The following is a 23115-nucleotide window of genomic DNA, read 5'->3' as shown; positions in this document are numbered from 1 at the left end:
TGGTTCGGTTACTGCATTATGCGGGAGTTGTGCGTTCAGATCGGATAATCTGCCGGGCCTGAGGCGAGGCTCACCCACCGCAATTCGGTAAACTCGTCCAGCGCCGCCTCGCCGCCGAACCGGCCATAGCCGGAGGCCTTGACGCCTCCGAACGGCATGGACGGATCGTCGGCCACAGTGGCGCAGTTGATATGGAGAATGCCGGTTTCCACCCGCCGTGCGACGTCGAGGGCGCGGTGCAGGTCGCGGCTGAACACTGCGCCGGATAAGCCGTACTCGCAATCATTGGCGGCGGTCACGGCCTCATCGGCGTCAGCGACGCGAATAATCGACACGACCGGTCCGAAACTTTCTTCACGATAGAGCCGCATGCCGGGCAGGACATGATCGACAACAGTCGCATCCATCAACGTGTCGTGAACGCGTCCGCCTGCCAGAACATGCGCACCCCTGGCAACGGCGTCGTCGATCATGCTGGCAATTCTGCGTCCGGACTCTATCGAGATCAATGAACCAAGCGGTGTCAGGCCAAGTGCCGGGTCACCGGCCTTGACGGTTTTCGCTTTGCTGACAAAGAGCGACAGAAAATCATCGGCGATGGCATCGACCAGAATGATCCGCTCGGTGGACATGCAGATCTGACCCTGATTGAAAAACGCCCCGAAGGCTCCGGCGTGGGCGGCCTGTTCGAGATCGGCATCATCAAGCACGATCAGCGGCGCTTTGCCACCAAGTTCCAGCAGGCAGCGCTTTAAATGGCGGGCGGCGATTTGCGCAACGATCTTGCCGACCCGCGTTGAGCCGGTGAAATTCACCCGGCGAACAACGGGATGGGCAATCAGGGTTTCGACAATCGCCGCTGCATCGGCAGGCGCATTGGAGATGATATTCAAAACGCCATCGGGTAGACCGGCTTGCTGAAGCAGATCGCCCAGCAACCGCTGCGTGGCGGGCGCCAATTCCGAGCTTTTCAAGATCACGCAATTGCCGCAGGCCAGTGCCAAGGCAATCGAGCGGACGGCAAGCAGGATTGGCGCATTCCAAGGCGAGATGGCGAGGCAGACGCCAGCCGGTTGGCGCAATGAAAAGGACGTTCCAACGATCAAATCATCCGGGCAAATCGATCCCGGCACATGCACGGCCATGGCAGCGGCGTCCTGGAAGATCTTTGCTCCATAGTCGATGTTGAATCGGCACCAATCACGGGTGGCTCCCGTTTCGGCCATCATTGTCCGGGTGAAAACCTCGGCGGCTTCGATCAGCAGGATGGCTGCCTGTTCCAGAATAGTCTGGCGCATGGCGCAAGGCGATGCTGACCAGCCTGGAAAGGCAGCAGCAGCAGCAAGTGCTGCGTTTTCGGCATCCGCAAGACTTGCGGCGGCAGCGACAGTGACGATGTGCGAGGTCAGGGGATTGGCTCTTGTAAAGACCCTGTCTCCTTGCGCGTCGACGGACTTTCCTCCGATCAGCAGGGAGGCTGCAAAAGGCGTGGGAGTGCCACTTGCCATATCCATCCAGTCCAGGCTGGAATTTCCAGGTGTTGCGGACCGTTCCATGGCCATATGAAATGCCTCCTCCCAAAGGCGTGTCCCCGACAGCGTTTTCACCATTGATCCGAAGCAGCCTGTTTCAGGCTGTTTTTCTGGAATTCTTCATGGTGAGAAAATCCGTCAGACATGTATTGCGGGCAACTCTAACGATTTGCACAGAAAGAAGAATGTAGATATCTGGGTTCTTATTGTCGATTTTTGGTCAATTGCCGCAATTTGGAGACTGTCTCTATGGTGGAGGAATACGCGCTGATGCGGCGGGCCTGGGGCCAGAGCCTGGAGCCGACGCTTTCACAACGCATCATCGGTATTGGCAACCATCCCTATCGTTGGTTTACCCATCTGGTCTTCATTCGGCTGGGTACGGTCAGGCTTGGTGCCGGTGACACTGCGGGCGTGCTGCAAGGCCCGTGTCTCCTGCTGCTACCATCTTCGGAACTGGTAAGGCTGCGCCTTTCTGCTGGCTCATGCGGCCATGTCATTGGCGCGGCCATGGATATTATCGGCGATGCCATCGGAGATTATCCTGAATCCCAGCCAATTAGACTGTTCATCACAACGACAACGATCATGACGGGACTGTTGCCGCAGCAGGCAAGCGCACTGGAACCGCATATGCGTGGCCTTATCGACGAATTGAACCGGGATGGACAACCTTCGCATATGGTGGTGTCAGCCTATCTTCGGCTGTTGATCAATTGGGTCTGGCGCCACAATATGCCTTCCGGACCAGCTGCATCGCTGTCTTCCGGTGGTGCAGCGCCAATCCTGCATCAATTCCGTCAATTGGTGGAGGCGGACTATCGTCATCATCGGCCCGTTGCCGATTATGCCGCTCGCCTGGGGATCTCGACCGACCGTTTGCATGCGCTTTGCCGCAAACATCTCGGCCGCGCGCCAATTGAGCTTGTGCATGAGCGGTTGGCGCAGGAGGGCCGTATCCGGCTGGAGCGCTCCGATAGCAGTGCACGCGACATTTCAGAAGCACTCGGGTTTCGGGATCCTGCGCATTTCAGCCATTTTTTCAAACGGAAAACCGGCCTTTCCCCGGCAGCCTATCGGCGCATGGTCCGGCAATCATCAGTAAATCCCGGTCTTGGTACCAATATGGACTATCACGACTGGCCCTGATTTCAGCGGTGTTGGACGGCTTGCTTGTATTGCATCTGGAGAGCATTTCAGCGTTTAACGGAAACGCTGAAATGCGACACATGATATTGGTTCTATGTGTTTTATGGAAAAGTGGGCTACGCCTTCCCTAGGGAACTTTAGCGCCCATGTTCCTTGCGCCAGGCCTCGTATTTTTGCTGATGTTCGTCCTTCGTGCAGGGATAAAGGCCGATAATCACCGCTCCGGCCTTGACCTGTTCCAGGACGAAATCCTCGTAGCTTTCCATATCGGTGCATTCGTCGGCCAGTTCGTCCGCCAGATGGGCGGGAATGACCATGACGCCATCACGGTCGCCAACAAGCACATCGCCGGGAAATACCGCGACATCGCCACAGGAGATCGGCACGTTGATATCGATGGCCTCATGCAGCGTCAGATTGGTCGGTGCCGATGGTTTTGCGTAATAGGCGGGCATGTCCAGGGCACCAATCCCTTCCGCATCACGAAAACCGCCATCGGAAACGACGCCCGCTGCCCCACGCAGCGCCAGACGGGTGATCAGGATCGAGCCGGCGGTCGCTGCACGGGCGTCCTTGCGCGCATCCATCACCAGCACATGGCCGGGAGGGCAGATTTCCATGGCGACGCGCTGCGGATGCTTCTGGTCTCGGAACACGGTGATCGGGTTGCGGTCCTCGCGCGCCACGATATAGCGAAGCGTAAACGCCTGGCCGACCATGGTCTCGGCCTTTGGCGCTACCGGCACGACGCCTTGAATGAACTGGTTGCGCAAGCCGCGTTTGAACAGCGCGGTGGCAATCGATGCGGTGGAGATCTTCTTGTATTTGGCGCGCGTCGCGTCGCTCAGCACATAATCTGTCATCGTCGTTCCTTTTTTGCTTAATAGATATCCGGCTCACCGGCCGATTTGCCGAAGCTGGTTTCAAGAAAATCGAAATCGCAGCCCTTGTCGGCCTGCGTCACATGGCGGGAGAACATCCAGCCATAGCCGCGTTGAAAATGCGGTTCCGGTGCCGTCCATGCAGCCTTGCGGCTGGCCAGTTCCGCGTCATCGACCAGCATGTCCAGACTGCGATTGGGAAGATCCAGCCGGACGATGTCGCCGGTCCGCAGCAGCGCCAGCGGGCCGCCGATATAGCTTTCCGGCGAGACATGCAGCACGCAGGCACCGTAGGATGTCCCGGACATCCGGGCATCAGAAATCCGCAGCATGTCGCGGTGGCCCTGTTTGATCAGCGCCTTGGGGATCGGCAGCATGCCCCATTCAGGAAAGCCTGGTCCGCCCAGAGGTCCGGCATTGCGCAACACCAGAACATGATCAGGGGTCACGTCGAGATGTTCGTCGTCAACAGCCTTCTTCATCTCGGGATAGCTGTCGAACACCAGTGCTGGCCCTTGGTGGACGTGAAATTTCGGGTCGCAGGCCGCCGGTTTGATGACCGCGCCGGTCGGGCAGAGATTGCCGCGCAACACGGCGAGCGAGCCTTGGTGATAGACCGGATTTGACAGCGGCCGGATGACGTCGTCGTTATAAACCTCTGCGCCCTCGAGATTTTCGCCCATGGTTTTCCCGGTGACGGTCATGGCTGAAAGGTCAAGCCGCTCTTCGAGCTGTTTCATCAATGCGCGCAGGCCGCCCGCATAGAAAAAATCCTCCATCAGGTAATCCTTGCCGGACGGGCGCACATTGGCGATCAACGGTGTGACGCGGCCCAGCGCGTCGAGGTCATCGAGGGTGAGATCGACACCGGCCCGGCGGGCCATGGCAATCAGGTGAACGACGGCGTTGGTGGAACAGCCGGTGGCCATGGCGACGATAGCGGCGTTGCGGCAGGCGGCGTCGGTGATGATCTGGTCCGGTGTCAGGTCTTCCCAGACCATCTCGACGATGCGGCGGCCACAGGAGGCCGACATGCGCTGGTGATTGGCATCGACCGCGGGGATTGAGGAGGCACCCGGCAGGGTGAGGCCCATGGCATCGGCGATTGCCGTCATAGTCGAGGCCGTACCCATGGTCATGCAGGTGCCGGCAGAACGGGCGATGCCGCCCTGAATACCAAGCCATTCCGCGTCGGAAATATATCCGGCCCGCCGCTCGTCCCAATATTTCCAGGCATCCGAACCGGAACCCAGGATCTTGCCCGCATAATTGCCGCGCAGCATTGGGCCGGCTGGGAGGTAAATCATTGGCACGCCAGCCGAAATCGCGCCCATCACCAGACCGGGCGTGGTCTTGTCGCAGCCGCCCATCAACACCACGCCGTCGAGCGGATGCGAGCGGATCATTTCTTCCGTCTCCATCGCCAGCATGTTGCGGTAGAGCATGGAGGTTGGCTTGGTGAAGCTTTCATCGACGGACAGCGACGGCATCTGGACCGGAAAGCCACCGGCCTGGGTGACGCCGCGCTTCACGTCCTGCACCCTCTCCTTGAAATGGGCGTGGCAGGTGTTGAGTTCGGACCAGGTATCGAGGATGCCGATCACCGGTTTGTCGCGGAAATCCTCTTCCGCGTAGCCGAGCTGCATCATCCGGGATCGGTGACCGAAACTGCGCAGATCGTCGGGGGCGAACCAGCGGGCGCTGCGCAGCGTTTCAGGCGTTTTCTTGCTTGTCATGGAACTGACCTTCTGCGGGGGCGAAAGTGGAATACGGCAAGTGCTATTCCTTCATGCCCCATTTCTGGATTGTGTGGCGCTCGATCGTCTGGAAGACCAGATTTTCTACGATCAGGCCGATAATGATGACGGTCAGCAGGCCTGCAAACACTGCGGGAATATCCAGCAGATTGCGGTTTTCGAAGATGAACCAGCCAAGGCCGCCCTGTCCCGAGGAGACACCGAACACCAGTTCGGCAGCTATCAACGTGCGCCAGGCAAAGGCCCAGCCGATTTTCAAGCCGGTGAGGATCGAAGGGAAGGCCGCCGGAACCAGGATGCGCAGCACATAGGAAATACCCGTCAGGCCGTAATTGGCACCGACCATGCGCAAGGTGCGTGATACGCCGAGAAAGCCGGAATGCGTGTTGAGCGCCACGGCCCACAGGACCGAATGAACCAGCACGAAGACCAGGCTGGAGGCACCGAGCCCGAACCAGATCAACGCCAAAGGCAGCAGCGAAATGGCTGGCAGCGGGTTGAACATCGCTGTCATGGTTTCCAGAAAATCGGTGCCGATGCGGGTATTGATGGCAAGCACCGTCAGCAGCGCGGCAAGCACCGTGCCGACAGTATAGCCCATGAACAGGACTTGCAGCGTCGTCCAGATGCGGGCGGGCAGGGTGCCGTCGGCAAAGCGGTCGGTCAACGTCACCAATGTGTCGCTCAAGGTGGGAAAAAGCAGCGGATTATCGAGAAAGGAGGCATAGACCTGCCAGATGATCGCCAGAACCACGATCAACAGCGTCTTGCGCAAGGCGCTGATGCCCCAAAGCGTTTCAAAGACGCTCAGTTTCTGTTCGACCGGCTTGATATTGTCATAGGGCTTGGCCGCTGCGACATCGGCGGCAAGGATGATGTTGGGGGAAAGCATGTTTCTATTCCTTGTGACCGGGTTCGTTGGAGAACAGCAGGTTATGGATATCGCGCTCCAAAGCTGCGGCACTGCCATCCGCCTGGCTCACCTTGTCGACATCGACGACCTCGGCCTTCACCCGCCCCGGATGAGGCGACAGCAGCAGGATGCGGTTGGAAATCTTGATCGCCTCGGCAATCGAATGGGTGACGAAAATCACGGTGAATTTGGTGTCTTCCCAAAGCTGAAGCAATTCGTCCTGCATCTGCCGGCGGGTCAGCGCGTCGAGTGCGGCGAAAGGCTCGTCCATCAACAGGATATCCGGCTGCATGGCCATGCCGCGTGCAATCGCTACGCGCTGCTTCATGCCGCCTGACAGCGTATGAGGGTAGCTATTAACGGCCCTGGTCAGCTTGACCTTGTCGATATAATGGCGGGCCAGTGCCTCGGCTTCGTGCCTTGGCATTTTACGCGCGACGAGAAGCGGGAACATTACGTTTTCCAGCACGGTCTTCCAGGGCATCAGCTGGTCAAACTCCTGGAACACCATCATCCGGTCCGGTCCCGGGGCTTTCACCTGACGACCATTGATATGGATCGTGCCGGAGACCGGCGTCATATAACCGCCAACGGCTTTCAACAGCGTCGACTTGCCACAGCCGGACGGGCCGAGCAGCACGAAGCGGTCGGATTCCCGCACATCGAAACTGACATCCTCGGTGGCGGTAATCAGCAGATTGGGCGTTTTGTAACGCAGCGTAACGCGATCAACGGAAAGAAGCGGCGCTTTTTCGGGGGCCGGCGCAAGGCGCTCAGCGGCAGCGGTTGCCTGCATCATGATAGTCACTCCCTAAAGTCCTTCAGATTCTTATTGAACCGGGCAGACTCTCGATCTCTGTGGTGTCGGTTGTTTTTCGGGAAGGTCGAACTCAACGTCTTCCGGCATATCAGGGTCGGGGAACCCGATGCCTGACAAGCGGAAGGAAGTGCAGCGGCAGGCGATGCCGCTGCAGGGACGATGAGGTTCAATTCCCGTTGAGATAGGCGCTGTCGGGCAGGTAATAATCGGTCCAGGCCTTCGGCATGGATTTGAGTGTGCCGACTTTATGGAGATGTTCGGCAAATTTCATCGTGCCTTGTGGATCGGTGCGCCACTCGTCCATGCCGGGTTCCTTCATCATGACCATCAGGTCATCAAGGCTGGTCTTGTCACCGGACACGGTTTTGTAGGCTTCAAGTGCAGCCTTCGGATCTTTCTTGATAAAGGCGATGGCGTCTTCCGTTGCGACCCGCAATGCCTTGACCAGCTTCGGATTTGCCTCGGCAAAACTGGTCGTGGTGAAGAAGGTTGCCTGGGTCAGTGCTCCCCCAATGATCTCGCGGGAATCCGTGACTTTATGCACGCCCGGCTGCTTCAACTCGACATATTGAAAGGGGGGCGCGGAAAAGTGGTTCTTGACCTCATGCTTTGAATTGGCAATTGCCGCCAGCGCATCCGGATGGCCAAGCTGCACAGTGTTTTTGTCGAATTTTTTGACCTGATCGTCACCATAAAGCTTGGCCGCCGCCATTTGCAGCAGGATCGCCTGGGTCGAGACGCCGACGGTCGGCACGGCGATTTTGTCGCTGTCCTGGATATCCTTCAGTGTTTTGATGCGCGGGTCGTTGGAGACCATGATTACTGGCTGGGCAGAACTGGTGATAATCCCCTTCACCTTGCCGCGGGTGCGATCCCATAGAAGCAGAAGATTGCCGGTGCCGGTATTGACGACATCAACGTTGCCGGCCAGCAGCGCATCGGTCTGCGCGCCGCCACCGCTGAAGGTGCGCCATTCGACGGTAATACCTTGAAGACCTTCGGCCGCCGCTTGTTTTTCGATCAGCTTCTGGGTCTCCATCACATGGCTTGCGAGATAAAGAATCCCAGGCTGGCGGGTGATGGACAGGGTGGTTTTCTCCTGTGCCTGGCTTGGACAGGCCAATCCCAAAGCAAGGGCAATGGCGGTCACTCCGCCGATAAAGAAACGCATGGTTCTCCTCCCAAGGATGCAGATTTAACGCTTTGCAGCGGGAAACAGGATCGCTTCATCATGCTCGCCCTTTGTTGCGCATCAGATGTTCCGAAAACCGGTTCCCATTTTTCAATTCGTTGGTTGACGCTTGCCGCTCTCTCCCAAAGCGGACAAATGCATTGAAGCACTAAAACATCAGTGCATCAACCCCGAATATGTGCTCTAGTGTTTTTAACGGCGACATGGATGGATGGGTGCATGAACGGAACGATCAGGGGTGGGCAGTTGGACCGCTCGCGACAGGTGGCATTACAGGTTCATGAGATCCTGCGTGACAGGATATTAAAGGTGCAATTGGTGCCGGGCACGATCTTGTCGCGCGCCTCGTTGCAACTGGAATTCGGCGTGAGCCAGACACCGGTGCGCGATGCGCTGATGCGCTTGCAGGAAGAGGACATTGTCGAAGTCTATCCGCAATATGCAACGGTCGTTGCCAAGATCGATATCGATCACGCCAGACAGGCGCAATTCCTTCGGCTATCGATCGAACTCGAAGCAGTCCGGCGCCTGACTGAGGAGGCGCCGGGCGAGACCGCCAAGGAGTTGGGCGCCATTCTGGCCCGTCAAAAAGAGGTGGCCACACAAGAGACCTATGACACTTTTGATGGCATAGACCGCGAGTTTCACCGTAAACTTTATGAGAAGAGCGGCATTCTACAGCTATGGGCAAATGTGCGACGACAAAGCGTCCATCTCGACCGGCTGCGGCGTCTCAACCTGCCAATGCCCGGCAAGATGCAGACCGTACTCGAGGATCATGAAGCGATTGTCGCAGCCATTGCATCCGGCAATCCCGAGGCAGCTGCCTCGGCGCTTAAAAAACACCTGTCGGGTACGCTGTCGATCATCGATCTCATCAGTGCGGAATATCCGGATTATATTCGCAAGTGAACGTTGAGCGGCATTCGTCTCAGTCCTTCGCCAACGCCCAGCCGGTGCTTCACGCTTGGCTGGGCGCTCGACGTCGTCGCTGACCTTTTTGCCAACACTTGAGAAAATACCCTCATCGCCTCTACAGCGCCGTGCGTTTTATAAAACGCACAAACGGCGCTGTAACGCTTTAAATCTGCTGCATTTCGCGATCTGTACCCTGATTGACCGGAGCCGACTGCCCTGATGTCTGCGGCGACGATATGCAATCTATAGGCGTTAAATTTGAGGCCTCAGCTCATTGTTACATGGCATCTGTAACCTCTCGTGACTTTTGCGGGCGGCTGTGAAAGCCCATTAGTCAGGCATTAAAACAGGCGACAGCGTTGTTCGGTGAGGATTGAGAAGAACGTATGTCGTCATGCAGGGAGAGAGTCTATGAATTTGGCATCTGCGCCTCGGCATGAGGAAAGCGCCCGGCAACCCTACGCAGCTGTGTCTGTTGGCCCAAGCGAGGCAGGACAGATCATGCGCGACAAAGTGCTGGCGCTGGTGCCTTTGATCCGACGCGAAGCCGAAGCCGGTGAGAAATTGGGCGCAATGACGCCTGCGGTCGTCAATGCGCTGAATGAAGTCGGATTTTTCAAAATCACCTTGCCCCGCGAATATGGTGGTTATGGGTTTGGCGCCCGTGACATTGCCGAGGTTGTGGGCGCAGCGGCGACCGGTGATGGATCGACAGCATGGTCAGGCTTTGTCTCGGTTGGCCTCAGAAACGCATTTGTTTTTGATGAGCAAACTGTTTCCGAATTGATGGCGGATGCCGGCTCCTGGGTGGGGCCTCTCATGGTTGGCGCATCGGTCTTCTCGCAGATTGTCGGCGATGCAAGACTGGTCGATGGCGGTTTTATGGTCCGCGGCAAGTGGAGCTTCGGCAGCGGGTGCAAACACGCGAAATGGGCATTTGTCGGAATCCAGTGGGAAGAGGGGGGCGTTCCCCATCGGGGGATCGCCCTGCTTTCCCGTGACCAGTATGAAATTGTCGACGATTGGCACGTCATGGGTCTTCAGGGTACGTCGAGCAATAGTATCACCGCGCTCGATGAAGTCTTCGTACCCACGCGCCGCACGATGGCTTCGGCCGAAATGCCGATCCGCCTCGCGAAAATCCGCAACCGGTTTGAGGGGGTCGGCTACCAGACCGGTGCCTTTGGAATGATGTTGACAGTGACCATTTCCAACGTGGCGATCACGCTTGGTATGGCAAAAGGGTGTTTGCAGGAATTTTCCCAACAGGCGAATGCCCGCAAACCGTTCAACCTTCCTTATGACACTGTTGCGGAAACGCCTTCGACCCAGGTTGTTGCCGGACGGGTGAACGCAATGATCAATGCAGCGGAAACACTGATCCATGGTGTGGCCGATGAGGTGGACAGGCGTGCAGCTTCCGGTCTCGATTTCGAGCCGCGTGAAGAGGCTTTGAATACCATGAACCTGGTATTCGCTGCCCGCCTCTGCGCAGATGCTATCGATATGATGCAGATCTGCCTCGGGTCCTCGACGGTCACATTGAAGAATCCTATTCAGCGGTTTGCGCGTGACGCACGCGTTCTTATCTCGCACGGGGCTATCCGTCAGGATCCGGCCGCCGAAATCGCCGGCCGGCACGTGCTGGGCCTGCCACCCTTCAAGATGTTCGCGGGCGGTCTTCCGCAAAAATAACAGCGACGAACTCTGCGCATCGGCTGATCGTGGCGCAGTGCTGTGTCAATAGTCCAAGGAGAATACTCAGGTGTCCATTTCTTCAAATAATCGCTCTTCGGATTACGATATCGATCAGATTTTTCTGGATCGCTGGTCTCCTCGGGCACTTGATCCCCAGGCAATGTCAGAGGAAGATCTGATGACGATTTTGGAGGCGGCTCGTTGGGCGCCGTCCTCATTCAATGCCCAGCCCTGGAGGTTCATTTACGCGCAGCGCGATACGCCGGAATGGCAGAATATTTTCGGTCTGCTCGCGCCGATGAACCAGGCGTGGGCATCTCGTGCTTCGGTATTGGTGGTGATTGTTTCCGCAAATACAGCGATCATGCCAATGCAGACTGAGCCGGTTCCCTCTTACAGCCATTCCTTCGACGCAGGTGCTGCCTGGGCCTATCTTGCACTGCAAGCAACGCGCCTCGGGTGGTATGCTCATGGCATGGCTGGGTTCGACGTTCCACGCAGCTACGAAGTGCTTGGGGTCCCAGACAGCTTTCGGGTTGAAGCCGTCATCGCGATCGGCAGGATCGGCGACAAGAGCTTGTTGCCGCCGCCCCTGCAGGAGCGTGAGCAGCCAAACGGGCGCCGTCCGCTCCAGGAGTCGGCTATGAAAGGACGTTTCATCGGCTGAGAGGTTTGCCTCTCTGTCGAGTGACATATGCGCAGCAGCACCAAGCATTGGTGAGCTGCTGCGCATTTAAATTTTTTACCAATCCACCCTCAAATGACATCGATTGGGGTATGCTATGAGCGAAGATCGCGCCGCTGCCAACAAACGCCTGGTGCTCGACTTCTTCCGCTGTGTCTTCGAGGCGCGTAACCCGGATGCCGCGCGCGATTTCGTTACCGAGGATTATATCCAGCACACCGACCAGCTTCCGAGTGGCCTAGCCGCGCTGGAAGCGTTTGTTCGCACCATTTTTCCTGACGGCCCGGTGCCGACGCCTCCACAACTCCAACATCCGCCGGAATTTATCGTCGCGGAAGGCGACATGGTGGTTCTTTCCGCCGTCATGCCTCAGCCCGATCCCGAGCACCCCGGTGAGATATGTCTGCGGTATGTTTTCAACGCGTTCCGCATCTCCAATGGAAAGCTCGCCGAGCATTGGGGAAGCGCCGGTAAGGTGTATCGATCCGCGTAACGCCTCGATCCTATCGTTTCTACCAGTTGGTCACGATGCACTGGTTTCTCACTGGGGGCACGTTACATCGCTATGCGTTTTGTCAAACGTACGGCGATGTAACACTTTAAATCTGCTACATAATTTTCTCCTTAAATCGATTTCGATCTAAGGAATCATGCAGTGGCATGTCTGCTCATGGTGTATAGATTTCCTATCTCGCGTTTAAAAAATAACACATATGTGTCTTGCAATCGGCAAGATTTTGTAGCAGTAATTTTTCTGCATCGGACTCGTTTTGACGAGTGGCTTCTCCGGGCGCCTATCCCCCGGCCACAGTTAACTCACGAACGTCATTTTTGGCGTTATGAGCTATCCGTTGATTAAACCCATGAAAATGAAAATTTCTTGATATCTGTTGGGATCGATAGCCGTCTCCACACAGCGGCTTGATCATGTCTAACGTTATCAGTCTCCACTGATCAGCTCGTATATGGGTTTTCAGTTCGATGACGCATGTTTTCAGGGTACGACGACGCATTTCAGGATATTGAATGTCTTCGTTTTTCACTCGTTTCATGTCCCACCACATCAAGGTGGGCAACCTCATTGTCATCACCTGCGATGGTCACCATACGCGTATCGGAGACGAAAGCGGCAAGCCGATCGTTATCCGTTTCGCAGACCGTGCAACCCAACGGTCCATTATGTTCAATCCCGAACTCGCGCTTGGCGAGGCGTTTATGGATGGCAAGTTGTGCATTGAGCAAGGCACCATCTATGAACTGCTTGAACTGGTATTTCAGAACACGGGTGTGGATCGCCTGACGGGCGTCGCCCGATTTATGCGGCGTTTCACACGCTTGAAACGGCGTATTCACCAGTATAATCCGGTCGGGCGATCAAAGAGCAATGTGGCCCACCATTACGACCTCGATGGCTCGCTCTATCGGTTATTTCTCGATTCCGACAGTCAGTATTCCTGTGCTTATTTTGAAGGGCGGGGCAGTTCGCTGGAAGAAGCGCAGCTTGCCAAAAAACGGCATCTGGCTGCCAAGCTGTTGATCGAGCCGGAGCATCGTGTTCTCGATATCGGATCAGGATGGGGTGGACTTGGGCTCTATCTGTCCGAGATGACCCAGGCGGACGTCACGGGCGTCACGTTGTCGCAACATCAGCATGCAATTTCGAATGGTCGTGCCAAGGACATTGCATCCTCGCGTCGGCCTCGATTTTTGCTGCAAGATTATCGGGATATCAAGCAACAATTCGACCGGATCGTTTCCGTCGGCATGTTTGAACATGTCGGGATTGGCCATTTCGATGAGTTTTTTGCGAAAATCCGGGCTTTGCTCAAGCCTGACGGGGTGATGCTTTTGCATTCCATCGGCGTATTCGATGGGCCCTCCCATACCAATCCCTGGATACAGAAATACATCTTTCCAGGCGGCTATATTCCATCTCTTTCGGAAGTGCTGGCGGCAATCGAACGGCAAGGGCTGGTGGTCTGCGATATCGAGATATTGCGCCTGCACTATGCCGAAACCTTGAAAGCTTGGCGCGAGCGGTTCCTAGCCCGGCGGGACGAAGCGGTGGCCCTTTATGACGAGCGGTTCGCCCGCATGTGGGAATTCTATCTGGCGTCATCGGAGACCGCATTTCGGTATCAGGGGATGATGGTTTTTCAAATTCAGCTGGCGCGCGATCAGTCCGCGGCTCCTCTGCGGCGCGATTATATTCATGCCGCCGAAAGCCGCCTGCGGGAGCTGGAGATCTGCAAGCCCGTTCCCTTAAGCCGTGTCGCCGAATAGGCGCGGGCATTCATCCATTCATCGTTACACCTGCAGGGCATTCAGCGCTCTGCTCAAGATTGGCCGAAATATATGGCGGTCAGGAGAAATATCATTGTCTAGCAATAGTTTACATCAAGCTCGAACAGAGTGGTTCGGTAATATCAAAGGGGATGCGCTGGCCGGCGTCGTTGTGGCCCTGGCGCTTATTCCAGAAGCCATCGCCTTTTCCATCATCGCTGGCGTCGACCCCAAGGTTGGCCTTTATGCATCCTTCTCCATTTCGGTGCTGATCGCGTTCGTGGGTGGCAGGCCCGGGATGATTTCTGCCGCCACCGCCGCCACCGCCGTGTTGATGATCACGCTGGCCAAAACCCATGGCGTGGAATATCTGCTGGCCGCCACCATATTGGCCGGCATCATCCAGATTGTTGCCGGTCTGCTGAAACTCGGCCGCCTGATGCGTTTCGTGTCCAAGTCCGTCATGACTGGCTTTGTCAATGCATTGGCAATATTGATCTTTATGGCGCAGCTGCCGGAGCTGATCCATGTCCCTGCACTGACCTATGTGCTGGTGGCGGCGGGTTTGGCGATCATATATCTATTTCCTTATGTGACGAAGGCCATTCCGTCGCCTCTCGTCTGTATTGTCGTGTTGACGGCGGTTTCGATCTATTTCGGATTGGACATTCGAACTGTCGGCGACATGGGTGAGTTGCCCTCGACGTTGCCGGTCCTGCTCCTTCCCAATATCCCTCTGAATGTTGAAACGTTTCTGATCATTCTGCCCTATTCCGCGGCAGTTGCCGTTGTCGGCCTGCTTGAAACGCTGATGACAGCTGCGATTGTCGATGAATTGACGGATACGCCGAGCAACAAGAACCGCGAATGCATCGGCCAGGGAGTTGCCAATACGATAACCGGGTTTTTGGGGGGCATGGCAGGCTGCGCGATGATCGGCCAGTCGATGATCAATGTGAAATCCGGGGGGCGCGGCAGATTGTCGAGTTTGTGCGCCGGTGTTTTCCTGCTGTTCATGATTCTCGTGCTTGGGCAATGGGTGCGTCAAATTCCCATGGCCGCTCTAGTGGCGATCATGATCATGGTTTCCATTGGCACCTTTTCCTGGTCATCGATCCGCAATTTGAAGGATCACCCGCGCTCGTCCTCTTTCGTGATGATCTCCACGGTGATCGGCGTCGTCGCCACCCATAATCTGGCCGTCGGTGTCCTGGTTGGCGTGCTGTTATCGGCGGTTTTCTTCGCCTGGAAAATCGCCCAGATATTCCAGATAACCTCGACCCTCTCACCGGATGGTAAAACGCGCACTTATAAGGTCGAAGGTCAAATCTTCTTCGCCTCCGTCGAGGATTTCAACCAGGCATTTGAATTCAAGGAAGCGTTGGAAAACGTCATCATTGACGTATCCCGCGCCCATATCTGGGACATATCCAGTGTCGCGGCACTGGATATGATCGTGCTGAAATTCCGCAGAGAGGGAGCCGAGGTTTCTATCCTCGGACTGAACCGGGCAAGCGAGACAATCGTTGACAAGCTCGCAATTCACGACAAGCCCGGCGCCATGGAACGCCTTATGGGCCATTGAGGGAGACAATCATGATCAAGATCATAGGACTGATAGACGGTTCGATATATGCCCAGAGCGTCTGCGATCATATCGCATGGATTGCCGGCCGTTCCGAGGTGTCCGTGGACATTCTGCATGTCATTGGCCGTCGAGACCTTTCCACGGAGCCGGTCAATCTCAGCGGCAATATCGGCTTGGGCGCCCGAACGGCGCTTCTGGCGGAACTGGCGGAACTGGACGCGCAAAAAGCAAGAACCGCCCAACACCGTGGACGGCTTTTGTTGGAAGACGCAAAGGCGCGCCTTCAAACCATGGGCATCGATAGCGTCAACACCATGCTGCGCAATGGCGATCTGGCTGAAACCCTGCAAGAGCTGGAGGAAAGCGCCGACCTGATCGTGATTGGCAAGCGTGGCGAAGGCGCCGATTTTGCGCAACTGCACCTTGGCTCAAATCTCGAACGGGTAGTCCGCTCCAGTCACAAGATGATCGCCATCGCATCACGTGCCTTCAAGCCGATCCACAAAGTGCTGATCGCCTATGACGGCGGCGCGATGGCGATGAAGGCGGTTGACTATATATCAGGGAATCCGATGTTTGCCGGGCTCTCTATCAAACTGGTAACGGTGGGGGACGATACGCCGGAAGCCCGTCAAGCCCTTGTTGAAGGTAAGCTTAGGTTTACGGATGCGGATGTGCCGGTTGAGACGGCCATTGTTGCAGGGCAACCGGATAAGGCGATTTCTGACATTGTCGAGCGTGAGGAATGCGACCTGCTCATAATGGGCGCCTATAGCCATTCCAGGCTGCGCGCACTTTTCCTAGGGTCAACGACAACGGAAATGATCCGGGCCTGCAAAGTGCCTGTGTTGATTTTCCGCTGATCTCGAAGCGAACACTCTTTTCTGTGCGTTTTTTACAACGCACAGCGCTGTAATGTAACATGCAGGAACTCTGGCTAGCGCCATTGTCCTTGTTTGAAAGTCCAGAATGATCAAAAACTATTGGGAATTTTCCAGCCGCAATTGGCAGCATCTGACATTTGGCGCAATGCTTCTGGCCATTTCGAGTTTCGGCCAAACCTATTTCATTTCGATCTCGGGGGCGCATTTTCGAGACGCTTTTCGTTTAAGCGACGGTGGCTTGGGGACTGTCTATGCAATAGGCACGTTTTTAAGCGCCGTGACACTCACCTGGGCCGGTCGCCTGATCGACTACACAACGGTAAGAGCGTTCAGTTGGGCGGTGGCCGTTCTGCTGGCTTGCGCATGTGGACTGGTGTCGTTCAGCCCCAATGTCTATGTGCTCCTACTTGCGTTCTACCTCCTGCGCCTGGGCGGCCAGGGCCTGATGGTTCATACGGCGCTGACTGCAACAGCCCGCACGTTTCCAGCAGATGCTGGTAAAGCGCTCGGCATTATCGCTCTGGGCATGTCTGTCGCGCAGGCTACTTTTCCACTGGCCGGAGTAACGATGAACGACACGTTCGGTTGGCGTGCATCCTGGGCTATCAACGCGCTCTTTGTCTTCGCCGCTGTCGGCGTAGCACTCGCGGTCTTGCCAAGGGCGGGCGATCGGCCTTTGCGTCAGCGCAGGCCCAAAGGACAGGCCTCAACCGAGCCCAGGCGGACATCCTTGTTGCTCGACCGACGGCTCCTCATGACCCTGCCAGCTGTTCTGGCAAGCCCCTTCATCGTTACAGGCTTCTTCTTCCATCAAGGCCGCCTGGCGGAGCAGAAGCACTGGGACATCACATGGCTCGCTGCCGGATTTGTGGTCTTTGCCATTGTACAGGCGGTCTCCGTCGTGGTGATTGGTCCGGTTATCGACCGTTTTGGAACGAAGCGAATTCTGCCTTATTTTCTCTTGCCACAAGCCATTGGAATGCTTGCATTGGGATTGCTTTCCTCGTCATGGGTTGCGCTGGTCTATATGGTTCTGATGGGCATATCCTCCGCCTTCGGGTCCACGCTTGCCACCGCGCTTTGGGTCGAACTTTTTGGAGCCAATGAGCTGGCGCGCGTGCGCTCTGCGGTCGAAGCCGGATCTGTTATAGCAAGCGGTGCTTCACCTGTGATCATGGGATTGCTGATTGATGCCGGCTTTCCTTTGTCATGGCAGGCGCTGGCGTGCTGTGCATACACAGTGCTGGCCTCCATTATCGCAATCGGCGTGCAGCGTGTGAAAGTCTGATCGAACGGGTTTTTATATCGTCGACCACTGCGTCAGCGAAGACCTTGGTGGAGCGCCCCATGAGATCGGCATAGTGCAATTACCCCATTGGCAGCATGACTGCTTCCTGCGGTCGATGTGTTTTAGGGTGCTCACACGGCCTTGTTGCCGACATATTGGGCCTAATGTGCCAGCTCCATCTGGTGCTGAATTCTGGAAAAGCGGCTGTCATCCCGAATGGGATCGAAAACGGCATTTGCCAGAAACAGCCCTGGTGTGCCTCTTCGTGTCACCGCCAGCTCCAAAGCGCTAATGGCTTCATCGCGAGCGCCTAATCCGAGATGGATCATCGCCTCCGCATGCACAGCTTGGCCTCGCAGATTTGGTGACTGCTTCACCCTGGAAAGAAGACGACCCGCCTCTGATCTTTCGCCTGAAAGCCCATAGGCTAGTCCCAGCAGCCCACAGGCCGTGGCATCTTCGGTCATGATGCGTGAGGCGGCGGTAAATTCTTCGATAGCGCTATCAATCTGACCCATGTTGAGCTTGGCTTCTCCATAGGTAAGCCGTAACTTAACAAATCCGGGTTCGGCATCAAGGGCGTCGCGTGCGACTTTCGCTGCCTCCCTGAAACGGCGGGCTGCATTCAGCGTTAGCGCATAGACATTGGCCACCATTGGGGAATAAGGATCGAGATTGATCGCTTCCTCCGCTATTTGCAGCGCAGAAACGATCTGTCCACTTTGCAGATAGGTCAATGCAAGCAATATATAGGGCGAAGGGTCGAGCGGGGTGATGGCAATGGCCTGGCGGCATGCGCCTTCGGTCTGTGGCCAGTCATAGGCGTAGCTCGAAGCCCAACCCAAGATCAGCCAGACGTCGCTGAGGTTGCCATTCAGCGACAAAGCGCTGTGGGCAGAAGCGGCCAGCTTGGGCATCACCCTGGATATTGAGCCCGGCGCAAGCGATAAAAACTGTCCTAAAGCGCCAATAAGCCTCCGGTGAGACAATTGATCCAAGGGGTCGTCGGAGATGATTTGTTCATAGCGCAAGACGGCGGCGCGCAGCTCGATCAACCGCTCACGCCGGTTGATGTGGGAACCGCGCAGAAGCTGGTCAAGAAACCGGTTCTCGTTCTCGTCAGAATGGCATGGTATGTTCACCGCCTGACTCAGGATGTTGCGTGACAGCGAATCTGAAACCATTTCGCCGATGGCATTGGCTATCAAGGTGGGAGAGGGTCTCTCGGAATTTTGTGGGAAAGAAAATGTTTTGCTTCCCTGAACCAAGCCATCCAGATCGACCATTGTCGTCACGATCCTGATCCATTGCTCATCTGAGCGAATGGCGCAGCGTAACTCCAGCTCTGATCTACTCGCTCCACCGGGAAGGACCGGGACTATCGAAGAAAGCTTGAAAAGGCTGCTGGCGATCTCTTCGGATAGCTGTCGCGCCAGACGCTGTTCGTTCTCGCCCGCATTGGGTTCGCTGTCCAGATGAATGGCAATCCGGCGCGGAAAATCTTTTATATCCGCCGCGGGTAAGGATGGCTGCGAGGAGAAGATTGGCACGAGTGAGCGGGGCATGAAGGCCACCCTCACGACATCGAAGCGTCCCTCATGTTCGTAATAGCTTTGCAATCTGTTGCGAAGACGCCAGGCTTCGGTCCGGACACATGTATCGATCCGCGGATCGAAATGCTCATCTTTGCCGAATACGTCCTGAGCGATTGCATGTTCGCCAATGGCATTCGCGCGACCCGCGAGCGCCTCCTCGACAAGATACTGTAGCAATTGTCGGGAGCGCTTTGCCGTTGCGAATGTATTGCCGTTGCAGAGTTGATCCAGCGCCTCGCGTATCTGTCCCGGTGTCGGGCTTGCCAATTCTGTGTCTGCCGTGCCCACACTTGGCGCAGCGTCATGAGATGATACGCAGATGATCGAAGTCGCACTCGTATTCTTTTCCACCCGGTCTCCTCCCCGTGCTTGTCTGCGAATATACTGCTCCCAATCATTCGATAGGCTGATTAAACCTCCCACGGCCTTTGATGTCGGATGCTACAGACTTTCTGCATTTGGTTGAAACGCAGAAATTCTCTAAATCTTTGTTTTTATAAATTTCTAGATGTAAAGCCGCGCGCCACTTTTCCTCGAAATGCTCCAGTGGTCCCACTTCAACATTTGATTCCGTTTGCGCGCACTCCAGATTGCCACAGTTGGCCTAGCAAATGTCAAGTCCATTCGACGAGAACGACATGATCATCTTTTTGATAATACAGTTGTCGCCTTGTGGAAAGCCCGGTGGACAGCAAGCACGATTTGTGGATGCCGGTCGATTATTGATGCTGTTAAAAACCCAGGCCTGAATTTTATCGTCTGATTGGATAGAGATAGAGCGGGGGTAGGTTTACGACCTTGGTGTCGCTGTCTTTCGGTCCGATGCCATCGAAGAAGATGCTGACGATGAGGCCGATATGGGCTGCGAGGATTTCGTCCGAGGGCCGGAAGTTTGCGACGAGGATGTCGAACTGAGTTCCCGGTGCTGTCATGCGCACCAGCAATGTGGCATAGCGTTCAGGATCTTCAACGACATAGCCGCGGGTGGCGGCAACTTTCACGATGAGCGAGGCAATGATGCGGATCACGTCAGGCATATCTGACTGGACCTGATCAGACATGGCTTGCAGTTCGCTGCGCCTGTCAATTTCTGCAATGAGAACCCGGAAATAGGCGGTCAGCTCGGGGGCGGATGCGGCTTTGACGACCTCAAGCAGCACGCTTGTCAGTTGCTCCAGGGGATCTGCGACGGATCGACTTTCCACAACGCTGCCGAGGTCCAGCGCGAAATCGGAAGCGGCATGTGTCATGACGGCATGAAATAATTCAAGCTTGTCGGAAAAATGCGCATAGACAGTCGTCTTTGAAACGCCGGCCTTGGCGGCCACCGCATCCATAGAGGTTCTCTCATATCCATTGGCCAAAAGCAGATCGACGGCAGCGGCCATGATCAACTCTCGTTTTGATCTAGAATTCTTGTTTCGTGGATGAGGCATACCTCAGCTCCTACATGAGCGCAGCAGTCCATTCAAGGCCCCCAAGGGAGGCATGTCACAGGCACGGCGCGTGGTCTCTGTCCAAAAAGAGGGGCAATCAAGGGCTTAGTTTCTTAACCTTCCTTCACAAAAGTGCAATCTCCGAGGCTTTGAAAAAAATCAATTGACATAACTGTACTGTACCGTTTAGAACAGCATCACGTCTTGGAAATATGGAGGTAATTCAAGGATGTCCGCTCTTTCTAGTGACTTGTCGCTTATGCCCGGCCTGCCGCCCGCGCCCAGTGGGCAGCCCGCTCCAGGCATGCCACCCATGCCCGGTTTGCCGCCCATGTCTGGCCTTCCCCCAATGTCGCCCGCAGTGCCTTCAGCGCCTGTCGAGTCGAAATGGTTGACCGATAAGGGTCGTGATATCCGCGATAAGGCCCGGGCGCTTATTCCCCTTATTCGGGAGCAGGCGCGCGAAGGCGAGAAGATTGGCGCCTTGACGCCGGATGTTCTCAAGGCGCTCAGCGATATCGGTATCTACAAGATGGCCATGCCTGCTGAATGGGGCGGATATGCCCTTGGTGCGCGGGATCTGGTCGAGATTATCGCCACGCTGGGCGAGGCGGATGGATCGGCTGGCTGGGCTGGTTTCGTCGCCGTTGGAGTGAAGAACCTGCTGGCCCTTGAGGGCGAGGTTGTTGGAGAAGTTCTTGAAGATACCCGAGGTTGGGCTGGCCCTACCGTTGTCGGCGCGTCCGTTTTTGCGACGAAAGTCGGAGAAGGTCGCAAAGTCGAAGGCGGCTGGATGGTCAAGGGTCGCTGGGCATTCGGTAGCGGGTGCAAGCACGCCAAATGGGCGATGCTGGGCATAGAATATGATCCGAAGGTTGCTGGTGGTACTGGGCGCGGCGTTGTTGTCGTTGACCGTTCGAAATATGAGATTTTGGACGACTGGCACGTCATGGGCTTGTCTGGCAGTGCCAGCAATAGCCTTGCCATCAAGGAAGAAGTCTTTGTGCCTGATCGTCGGTTTCTCGATCTGAGCCAATATCCTCTGCGTTTCCAGCAATTGCATACGCGATACCAGGGCTTTGGATATCAGCAGCGCGGGCTTGCCAATCTGGTGACCGTGTCCTTGTGTGATATGTCGATTGCGCTCGGTATGGCGCGTGGAGCACTTTCGTGTTTTGCGGAGCAGGCCAAGAAGCGTCCGCCTTTTTCACTTCCGTATCCGACAATCTCGGACATGGCGTCGGCGCAAGTTGCTGCTGGCAAGGCTCTTGCCATGATCAAGGTCGCCCAGGCGACAATTGAGAGCTATGCAGACCAGGTCGATGCCCGGACAGCGGAGGGTCAAGACTTTACCCATGACGAGGACTCCGAGATCAGCTTGACCCTCGCTTACGTTGCAAGCCTTTGCGAAGACGCCATTAACCTGCTGCAGAAGACGCTTGGGTCATCGACCATGTCGCTCAGCAACCCTATCCAGCGCTTTGTCCGTGACGTTCGTGTACTGGCATCCCACGGTGCCGTTCGGCTTGATCCTCAAGCGGAGGTGAATGGTCGGCGTCTCCTGGGCATTACACCTTTCCCAATGTTTGCCGGTGCCGTGCCGGAACGCGTTAATCTGGAAGCGAAGGGGTCTTAAGTATATGAGCGATTTCACGATTATTGACGGTGTCGCTCATATTCACGAGCCGAAACTTTATGAAACCTGGCTGGACAGGGAGGATTATATTGCGGCCGTGTCGGCATCGCCGTCACCGGAAGTGGCTGCAAAAAAGCGCCTTCTTGTCGATTTTCAGGTCGACCTTGCCAAGATGGTGCGCGCCAAGGCGGTCGAAGAGAATGTCGTCGAGATCATGACGAAATATGCCGACAACGACTATATTCAGCATGATCCGAATGCGAACGGTAATGGGTTGGCCAATCTGATCGAGTATTTCAAAAAAGTGCCGGTGGATAGAGGTCCGGCGCCTCCGGTGGTCAGCGTCGTCGTCGAGGGGGAGTTGGGATGCGTGATGATGAAGCATCCGATGCCTGATCCTACTGCCCCAGGGCAAACCTACGATTGGTATATTCTCACCGTTTTTCGGGTGCGGAATGGAAAGCTGCGTGAGCATTGGAGTGCCTTCCAGAAGATGGGCGCACCCATGATACCGCCAAAGCCCCCACACTAAAGTCTGTCAGGTTGATTTGAGCCAGGCAGTTGTTCGGGCTCTTTGTTGGAGATGGCCTTTTAGAGAGGACGGTTGCCAGTTTCTATTGGCAACCACTGTTGGGTGTTGCGTTTGATAAGGCACGCAAACTCATTCCAGCACGCATAAGCCCTGCATAATTTGCACCACGGCTTCGGTTCCAGCAATCGTGCAAGGCGCGCTCTAGACTAAGGAAATCAGCAGGTTTGCACACTCCCGTGAACACATGTCGCGAGTGTGTCTGATCGAACTCATTTGGCGCTAAGTCCAACACACCATCCCGCGCTGGCTGGGATGAGCTTGCCAGCTG

The 23115-nt window shown here is 56.0% G+C and carries 19 protein-coding genes and 1 other annotated feature; of the genes, 11 read left to right on the top strand and 8 right to left on the bottom strand.

Features of this window, described 5'->3' with window-relative positions; genetic code table 11:
- Nucleotides 1-35 precede the first annotated feature (35 nt).
- A complete protein-coding gene (locus tag IEI95_RS06830; RefSeq protein WP_156538047.1) occupies nt 36-1508 on the bottom strand; it encodes an aldehyde dehydrogenase family protein in 1473 nt (490 codons plus the stop codon).
- A gap of 273 nt (nt 1509-1781) precedes the next feature.
- Here IEI95_RS06830 and IEI95_RS06825 point away from each other — a divergent pair, with 273 nt between their 5' ends.
- The gene (locus tag IEI95_RS06825) at nt 1782-2681 is read left to right on the top strand and encodes a helix-turn-helix transcriptional regulator (RefSeq protein ID WP_156531934.1); all 900 of its coding nucleotides are present in this window, start codon (nt 1782-1784) and stop codon (nt 2679-2681) included.
- Nucleotides 2682-2818: 137 nt separating this feature from the next.
- On the opposite strand, the gene IEI95_RS06820 is transcribed toward IEI95_RS06825, so the two are convergent.
- The 5 genes from IEI95_RS06820 to IEI95_RS06800 form a co-directional block, all read right to left on the bottom strand.
- The gene (locus IEI95_RS06820) at nt 2819-3544 is read right to left on the bottom strand and encodes a ribonuclease activity regulator RraA (protein ID WP_060716253.1); all 726 of its coding nucleotides are present in this window, start codon (nt 3542-3544) and stop codon (nt 2819-2821) included.
- Nucleotides 3545-3561: 17 nt separating this feature from the next.
- Entirely contained in the window at nt 3562-5298 is a 1737-nt protein-coding gene (gene araD / locus IEI95_RS06815; protein ID WP_194416177.1) for an L-arabinonate dehydratase, read from the bottom strand.
- A 43-nt stretch (nt 5299-5341) separates the two neighbouring features.
- Entirely contained in the window at nt 5342-6211 is an 870-nt protein-coding gene (locus tag IEI95_RS06810) for an ABC transporter permease (protein ID WP_012653492.1), read from the bottom strand.
- 4 nt (nt 6212-6215) lie between these two features.
- Nucleotides 6216-7031: an ABC transporter ATP-binding protein gene (locus IEI95_RS06805; RefSeq protein WP_194416176.1), complete on the bottom strand. Its 816-nt coding sequence runs from the start codon at nt 7029-7031 to the stop codon at nt 6216-6218.
- A 187-nt stretch (nt 7032-7218) separates the two neighbouring features.
- The gene (locus IEI95_RS06800; protein ID WP_156531936.1) at nt 7219-8223 is read right to left on the bottom strand and encodes an ABC transporter substrate-binding protein; all 1005 of its coding nucleotides are present in this window, start codon (nt 8221-8223) and stop codon (nt 7219-7221) included.
- Between the two features lie 228 nt (nt 8224-8451).
- Between IEI95_RS06800 and IEI95_RS06795 the strand changes: the two genes are divergently transcribed.
- The 8 genes from IEI95_RS06795 (at nt 8452) to IEI95_RS06760 (ending at nt 17588) form a co-directional block, all read left to right on the top strand.
- The gene (locus tag IEI95_RS06795) at nt 8452-9156 is read left to right on the top strand and encodes a GntR family transcriptional regulator (protein WP_156531937.1); all 705 of its coding nucleotides are present in this window, start codon (nt 8452-8454) and stop codon (nt 9154-9156) included.
- A 417-nt stretch (nt 9157-9573) separates the two neighbouring features.
- Nucleotides 9574-10857 carry an acyl-CoA dehydrogenase family protein gene (locus IEI95_RS06790; RefSeq protein ID WP_156531938.1) on the top strand — a complete coding sequence of 428 codons (1284 nt, stop codon included), beginning with the start codon at nt 9574-9576 and terminating at the stop codon, nt 10855-10857.
- A gap of 70 nt (nt 10858-10927) precedes the next feature.
- Nucleotides 10928-11527, top strand: coding sequence for a nitroreductase family protein (locus IEI95_RS06785; RefSeq protein ID WP_194416175.1), 600 nt, complete (start codon nt 10928-10930; stop codon nt 11525-11527).
- Nucleotides 11528-11642: 115 nt separating this feature from the next.
- Nucleotides 11643-12038, top strand: a complete 396-nt coding sequence (locus tag IEI95_RS06780) for a nuclear transport factor 2 family protein (RefSeq protein ID WP_156531939.1) — start codon at nt 11643-11645, stop codon at nt 12036-12038.
- A gap of 265 nt (nt 12039-12303) precedes the next feature.
- Nucleotides 12304-12356, top strand: a sequence feature (sul1 is cis-regulatory element that is thought to sense ions involved in sulfur or methionine metabolism; They are found in Alphaproteobacteria).
- A 215-nt stretch (nt 12357-12571) separates the two neighbouring features.
- Nucleotides 12572-13828, top strand: coding sequence for a cyclopropane fatty acid synthase (locus tag IEI95_RS06775; RefSeq protein WP_194416174.1), 1257 nt, complete (start codon nt 12572-12574; stop codon nt 13826-13828).
- A gap of 94 nt (nt 13829-13922) precedes the next feature.
- Nucleotides 13923-15413: a SulP family inorganic anion transporter gene (locus IEI95_RS06770; RefSeq protein WP_156531940.1), complete on the top strand. Its 1491-nt coding sequence runs from the start codon at nt 13923-13925 to the stop codon at nt 15411-15413.
- Nucleotides 15414-15424: 11 nt separating this feature from the next.
- Nucleotides 15425-16279, top strand: coding sequence for a universal stress protein (locus tag IEI95_RS06765; RefSeq protein ID WP_156531941.1), 855 nt, complete (start codon nt 15425-15427; stop codon nt 16277-16279).
- Between the two features lie 106 nt (nt 16280-16385).
- The gene (locus IEI95_RS06760) at nt 16386-17588 is read left to right on the top strand and encodes an MFS transporter (protein ID WP_156531942.1); all 1203 of its coding nucleotides are present in this window, start codon (nt 16386-16388) and stop codon (nt 17586-17588) included.
- A 161-nt stretch (nt 17589-17749) separates the two neighbouring features.
- Here IEI95_RS06760 and IEI95_RS06755 read toward each other — a convergent pair whose 3' ends face one another.
- Both IEI95_RS06755 and IEI95_RS06750 read right to left on the bottom strand, forming a co-directional pair.
- A complete protein-coding gene (locus tag IEI95_RS06755; protein ID WP_194416173.1) occupies nt 17750-18874 on the bottom strand; it encodes a tetratricopeptide repeat protein in 1125 nt (374 codons plus the stop codon).
- 1061 nt (nt 18875-19935) lie between these two features.
- Complete coding sequence (locus IEI95_RS06750; protein WP_139191577.1) at nt 19936-20571, bottom strand: TetR/AcrR family transcriptional regulator; 636 nt, start codon at nt 20569-20571, stop codon at nt 19936-19938.
- 277 nt (nt 20572-20848) lie between these two features.
- On the opposite strand from IEI95_RS06750, the gene IEI95_RS06745 reads away from it, so the two are divergent.
- Nucleotides 20849-22255 (top strand): acyl-CoA dehydrogenase family protein, encoded by a 1407-nt coding sequence (locus IEI95_RS06745; RefSeq protein ID WP_156531944.1) that lies wholly within the window; start codon nt 20849-20851, stop codon nt 22253-22255.
- 4 nt (nt 22256-22259) lie between these two features.
- A complete protein-coding gene (locus IEI95_RS06740) occupies nt 22260-22787 on the top strand; it encodes a nuclear transport factor 2 family protein (protein WP_156531945.1) in 528 nt (175 codons plus the stop codon).
- The last annotated feature ends 328 nt before the right edge of the window (nt 22788-23115 follow it).

The organism is Agrobacterium vitis, from assembly GCF_014926405.1.
GTDB classification, from domain to species: domain Bacteria; phylum Pseudomonadota; class Alphaproteobacteria; order Rhizobiales; family Rhizobiaceae; genus Allorhizobium; species Allorhizobium vitis_H.
Note: the sequence above shows the minus strand (reverse complement) of the source record. Positions and strands in the feature narration are given on the sequence as shown.

Excerpts from the sequence above, each read along its gene's own strand:
- araD (WP_194416177.1), bottom strand. The coding sequence starts at position 5,298 with ATGACAAGCAAGAAAACGCCTGAAACGCTGCGCAGCGCCCGCTGGTTC.
- IEI95_RS06775 (WP_194416174.1), top strand. The coding sequence starts at position 12,572 with ATGTCTTCGTTTTTCACTCGTTTCATGTCCCACCACATCAAGGTGGGC.
- IEI95_RS06750 (WP_139191577.1), bottom strand. The coding sequence starts at position 20,571 with ATGGCCGCTGCCGTCGATCTGCTTTTGGCCAATGGATATGAGAGAACC.
- IEI95_RS06825 (WP_156531934.1), top strand. The coding sequence starts at position 1,782 with ATGGTGGAGGAATACGCGCTGATGCGGCGGGCCTGGGGCCAGAGCCTG.
- IEI95_RS06755 (WP_194416173.1), bottom strand. The coding sequence starts at position 18,874 with ATGGTCGATCTGGATGGCTTGGTTCAGGGAAGCAAAACATTTTCTTTC.
- IEI95_RS06745 (WP_156531944.1), top strand. The coding sequence starts at position 20,849 with ATGTCCGCTCTTTCTAGTGACTTGTCGCTTATGCCCGGCCTGCCGCCC.
- IEI95_RS06765 (WP_156531941.1), top strand. The coding sequence starts at position 15,425 with ATGATCAAGATCATAGGACTGATAGACGGTTCGATATATGCCCAGAGC.
- IEI95_RS06740 (WP_156531945.1), top strand. The coding sequence starts at position 22,260 with ATGAGCGATTTCACGATTATTGACGGTGTCGCTCATATTCACGAGCCG.
- IEI95_RS06795 (WP_156531937.1), top strand. The coding sequence starts at position 8,452 with ATGGATGGGTGCATGAACGGAACGATCAGGGGTGGGCAGTTGGACCGC.
- IEI95_RS06760 (WP_156531942.1), top strand. The coding sequence starts at position 16,386 with ATGATCAAAAACTATTGGGAATTTTCCAGCCGCAATTGGCAGCATCTG.
- IEI95_RS06830 (WP_156538047.1), bottom strand. The coding sequence starts at position 1,508 with ATGGCAAGTGGCACTCCCACGCCTTTTGCAGCCTCCCTGCTGATCGGA.
- IEI95_RS06780 (WP_156531939.1), top strand. The coding sequence starts at position 11,643 with ATGAGCGAAGATCGCGCCGCTGCCAACAAACGCCTGGTGCTCGACTTC.
- IEI95_RS06800 (WP_156531936.1), bottom strand. The coding sequence starts at position 8,223 with ATGCGTTTCTTTATCGGCGGAGTGACCGCCATTGCCCTTGCTTTGGGA.
- IEI95_RS06805 (WP_194416176.1), bottom strand. The coding sequence starts at position 7,031 with ATGATGCAGGCAACCGCTGCCGCTGAGCGCCTTGCGCCGGCCCCCGAA.
- IEI95_RS06790 (WP_156531938.1), top strand. The coding sequence starts at position 9,574 with ATGAATTTGGCATCTGCGCCTCGGCATGAGGAAAGCGCCCGGCAACCC.
- IEI95_RS06820 (WP_060716253.1), bottom strand. The coding sequence starts at position 3,544 with ATGACAGATTATGTGCTGAGCGACGCGACGCGCGCCAAATACAAGAAG.
- IEI95_RS06810 (WP_012653492.1), bottom strand. The coding sequence starts at position 6,211 with ATGCTTTCCCCCAACATCATCCTTGCCGCCGATGTCGCAGCGGCCAAG.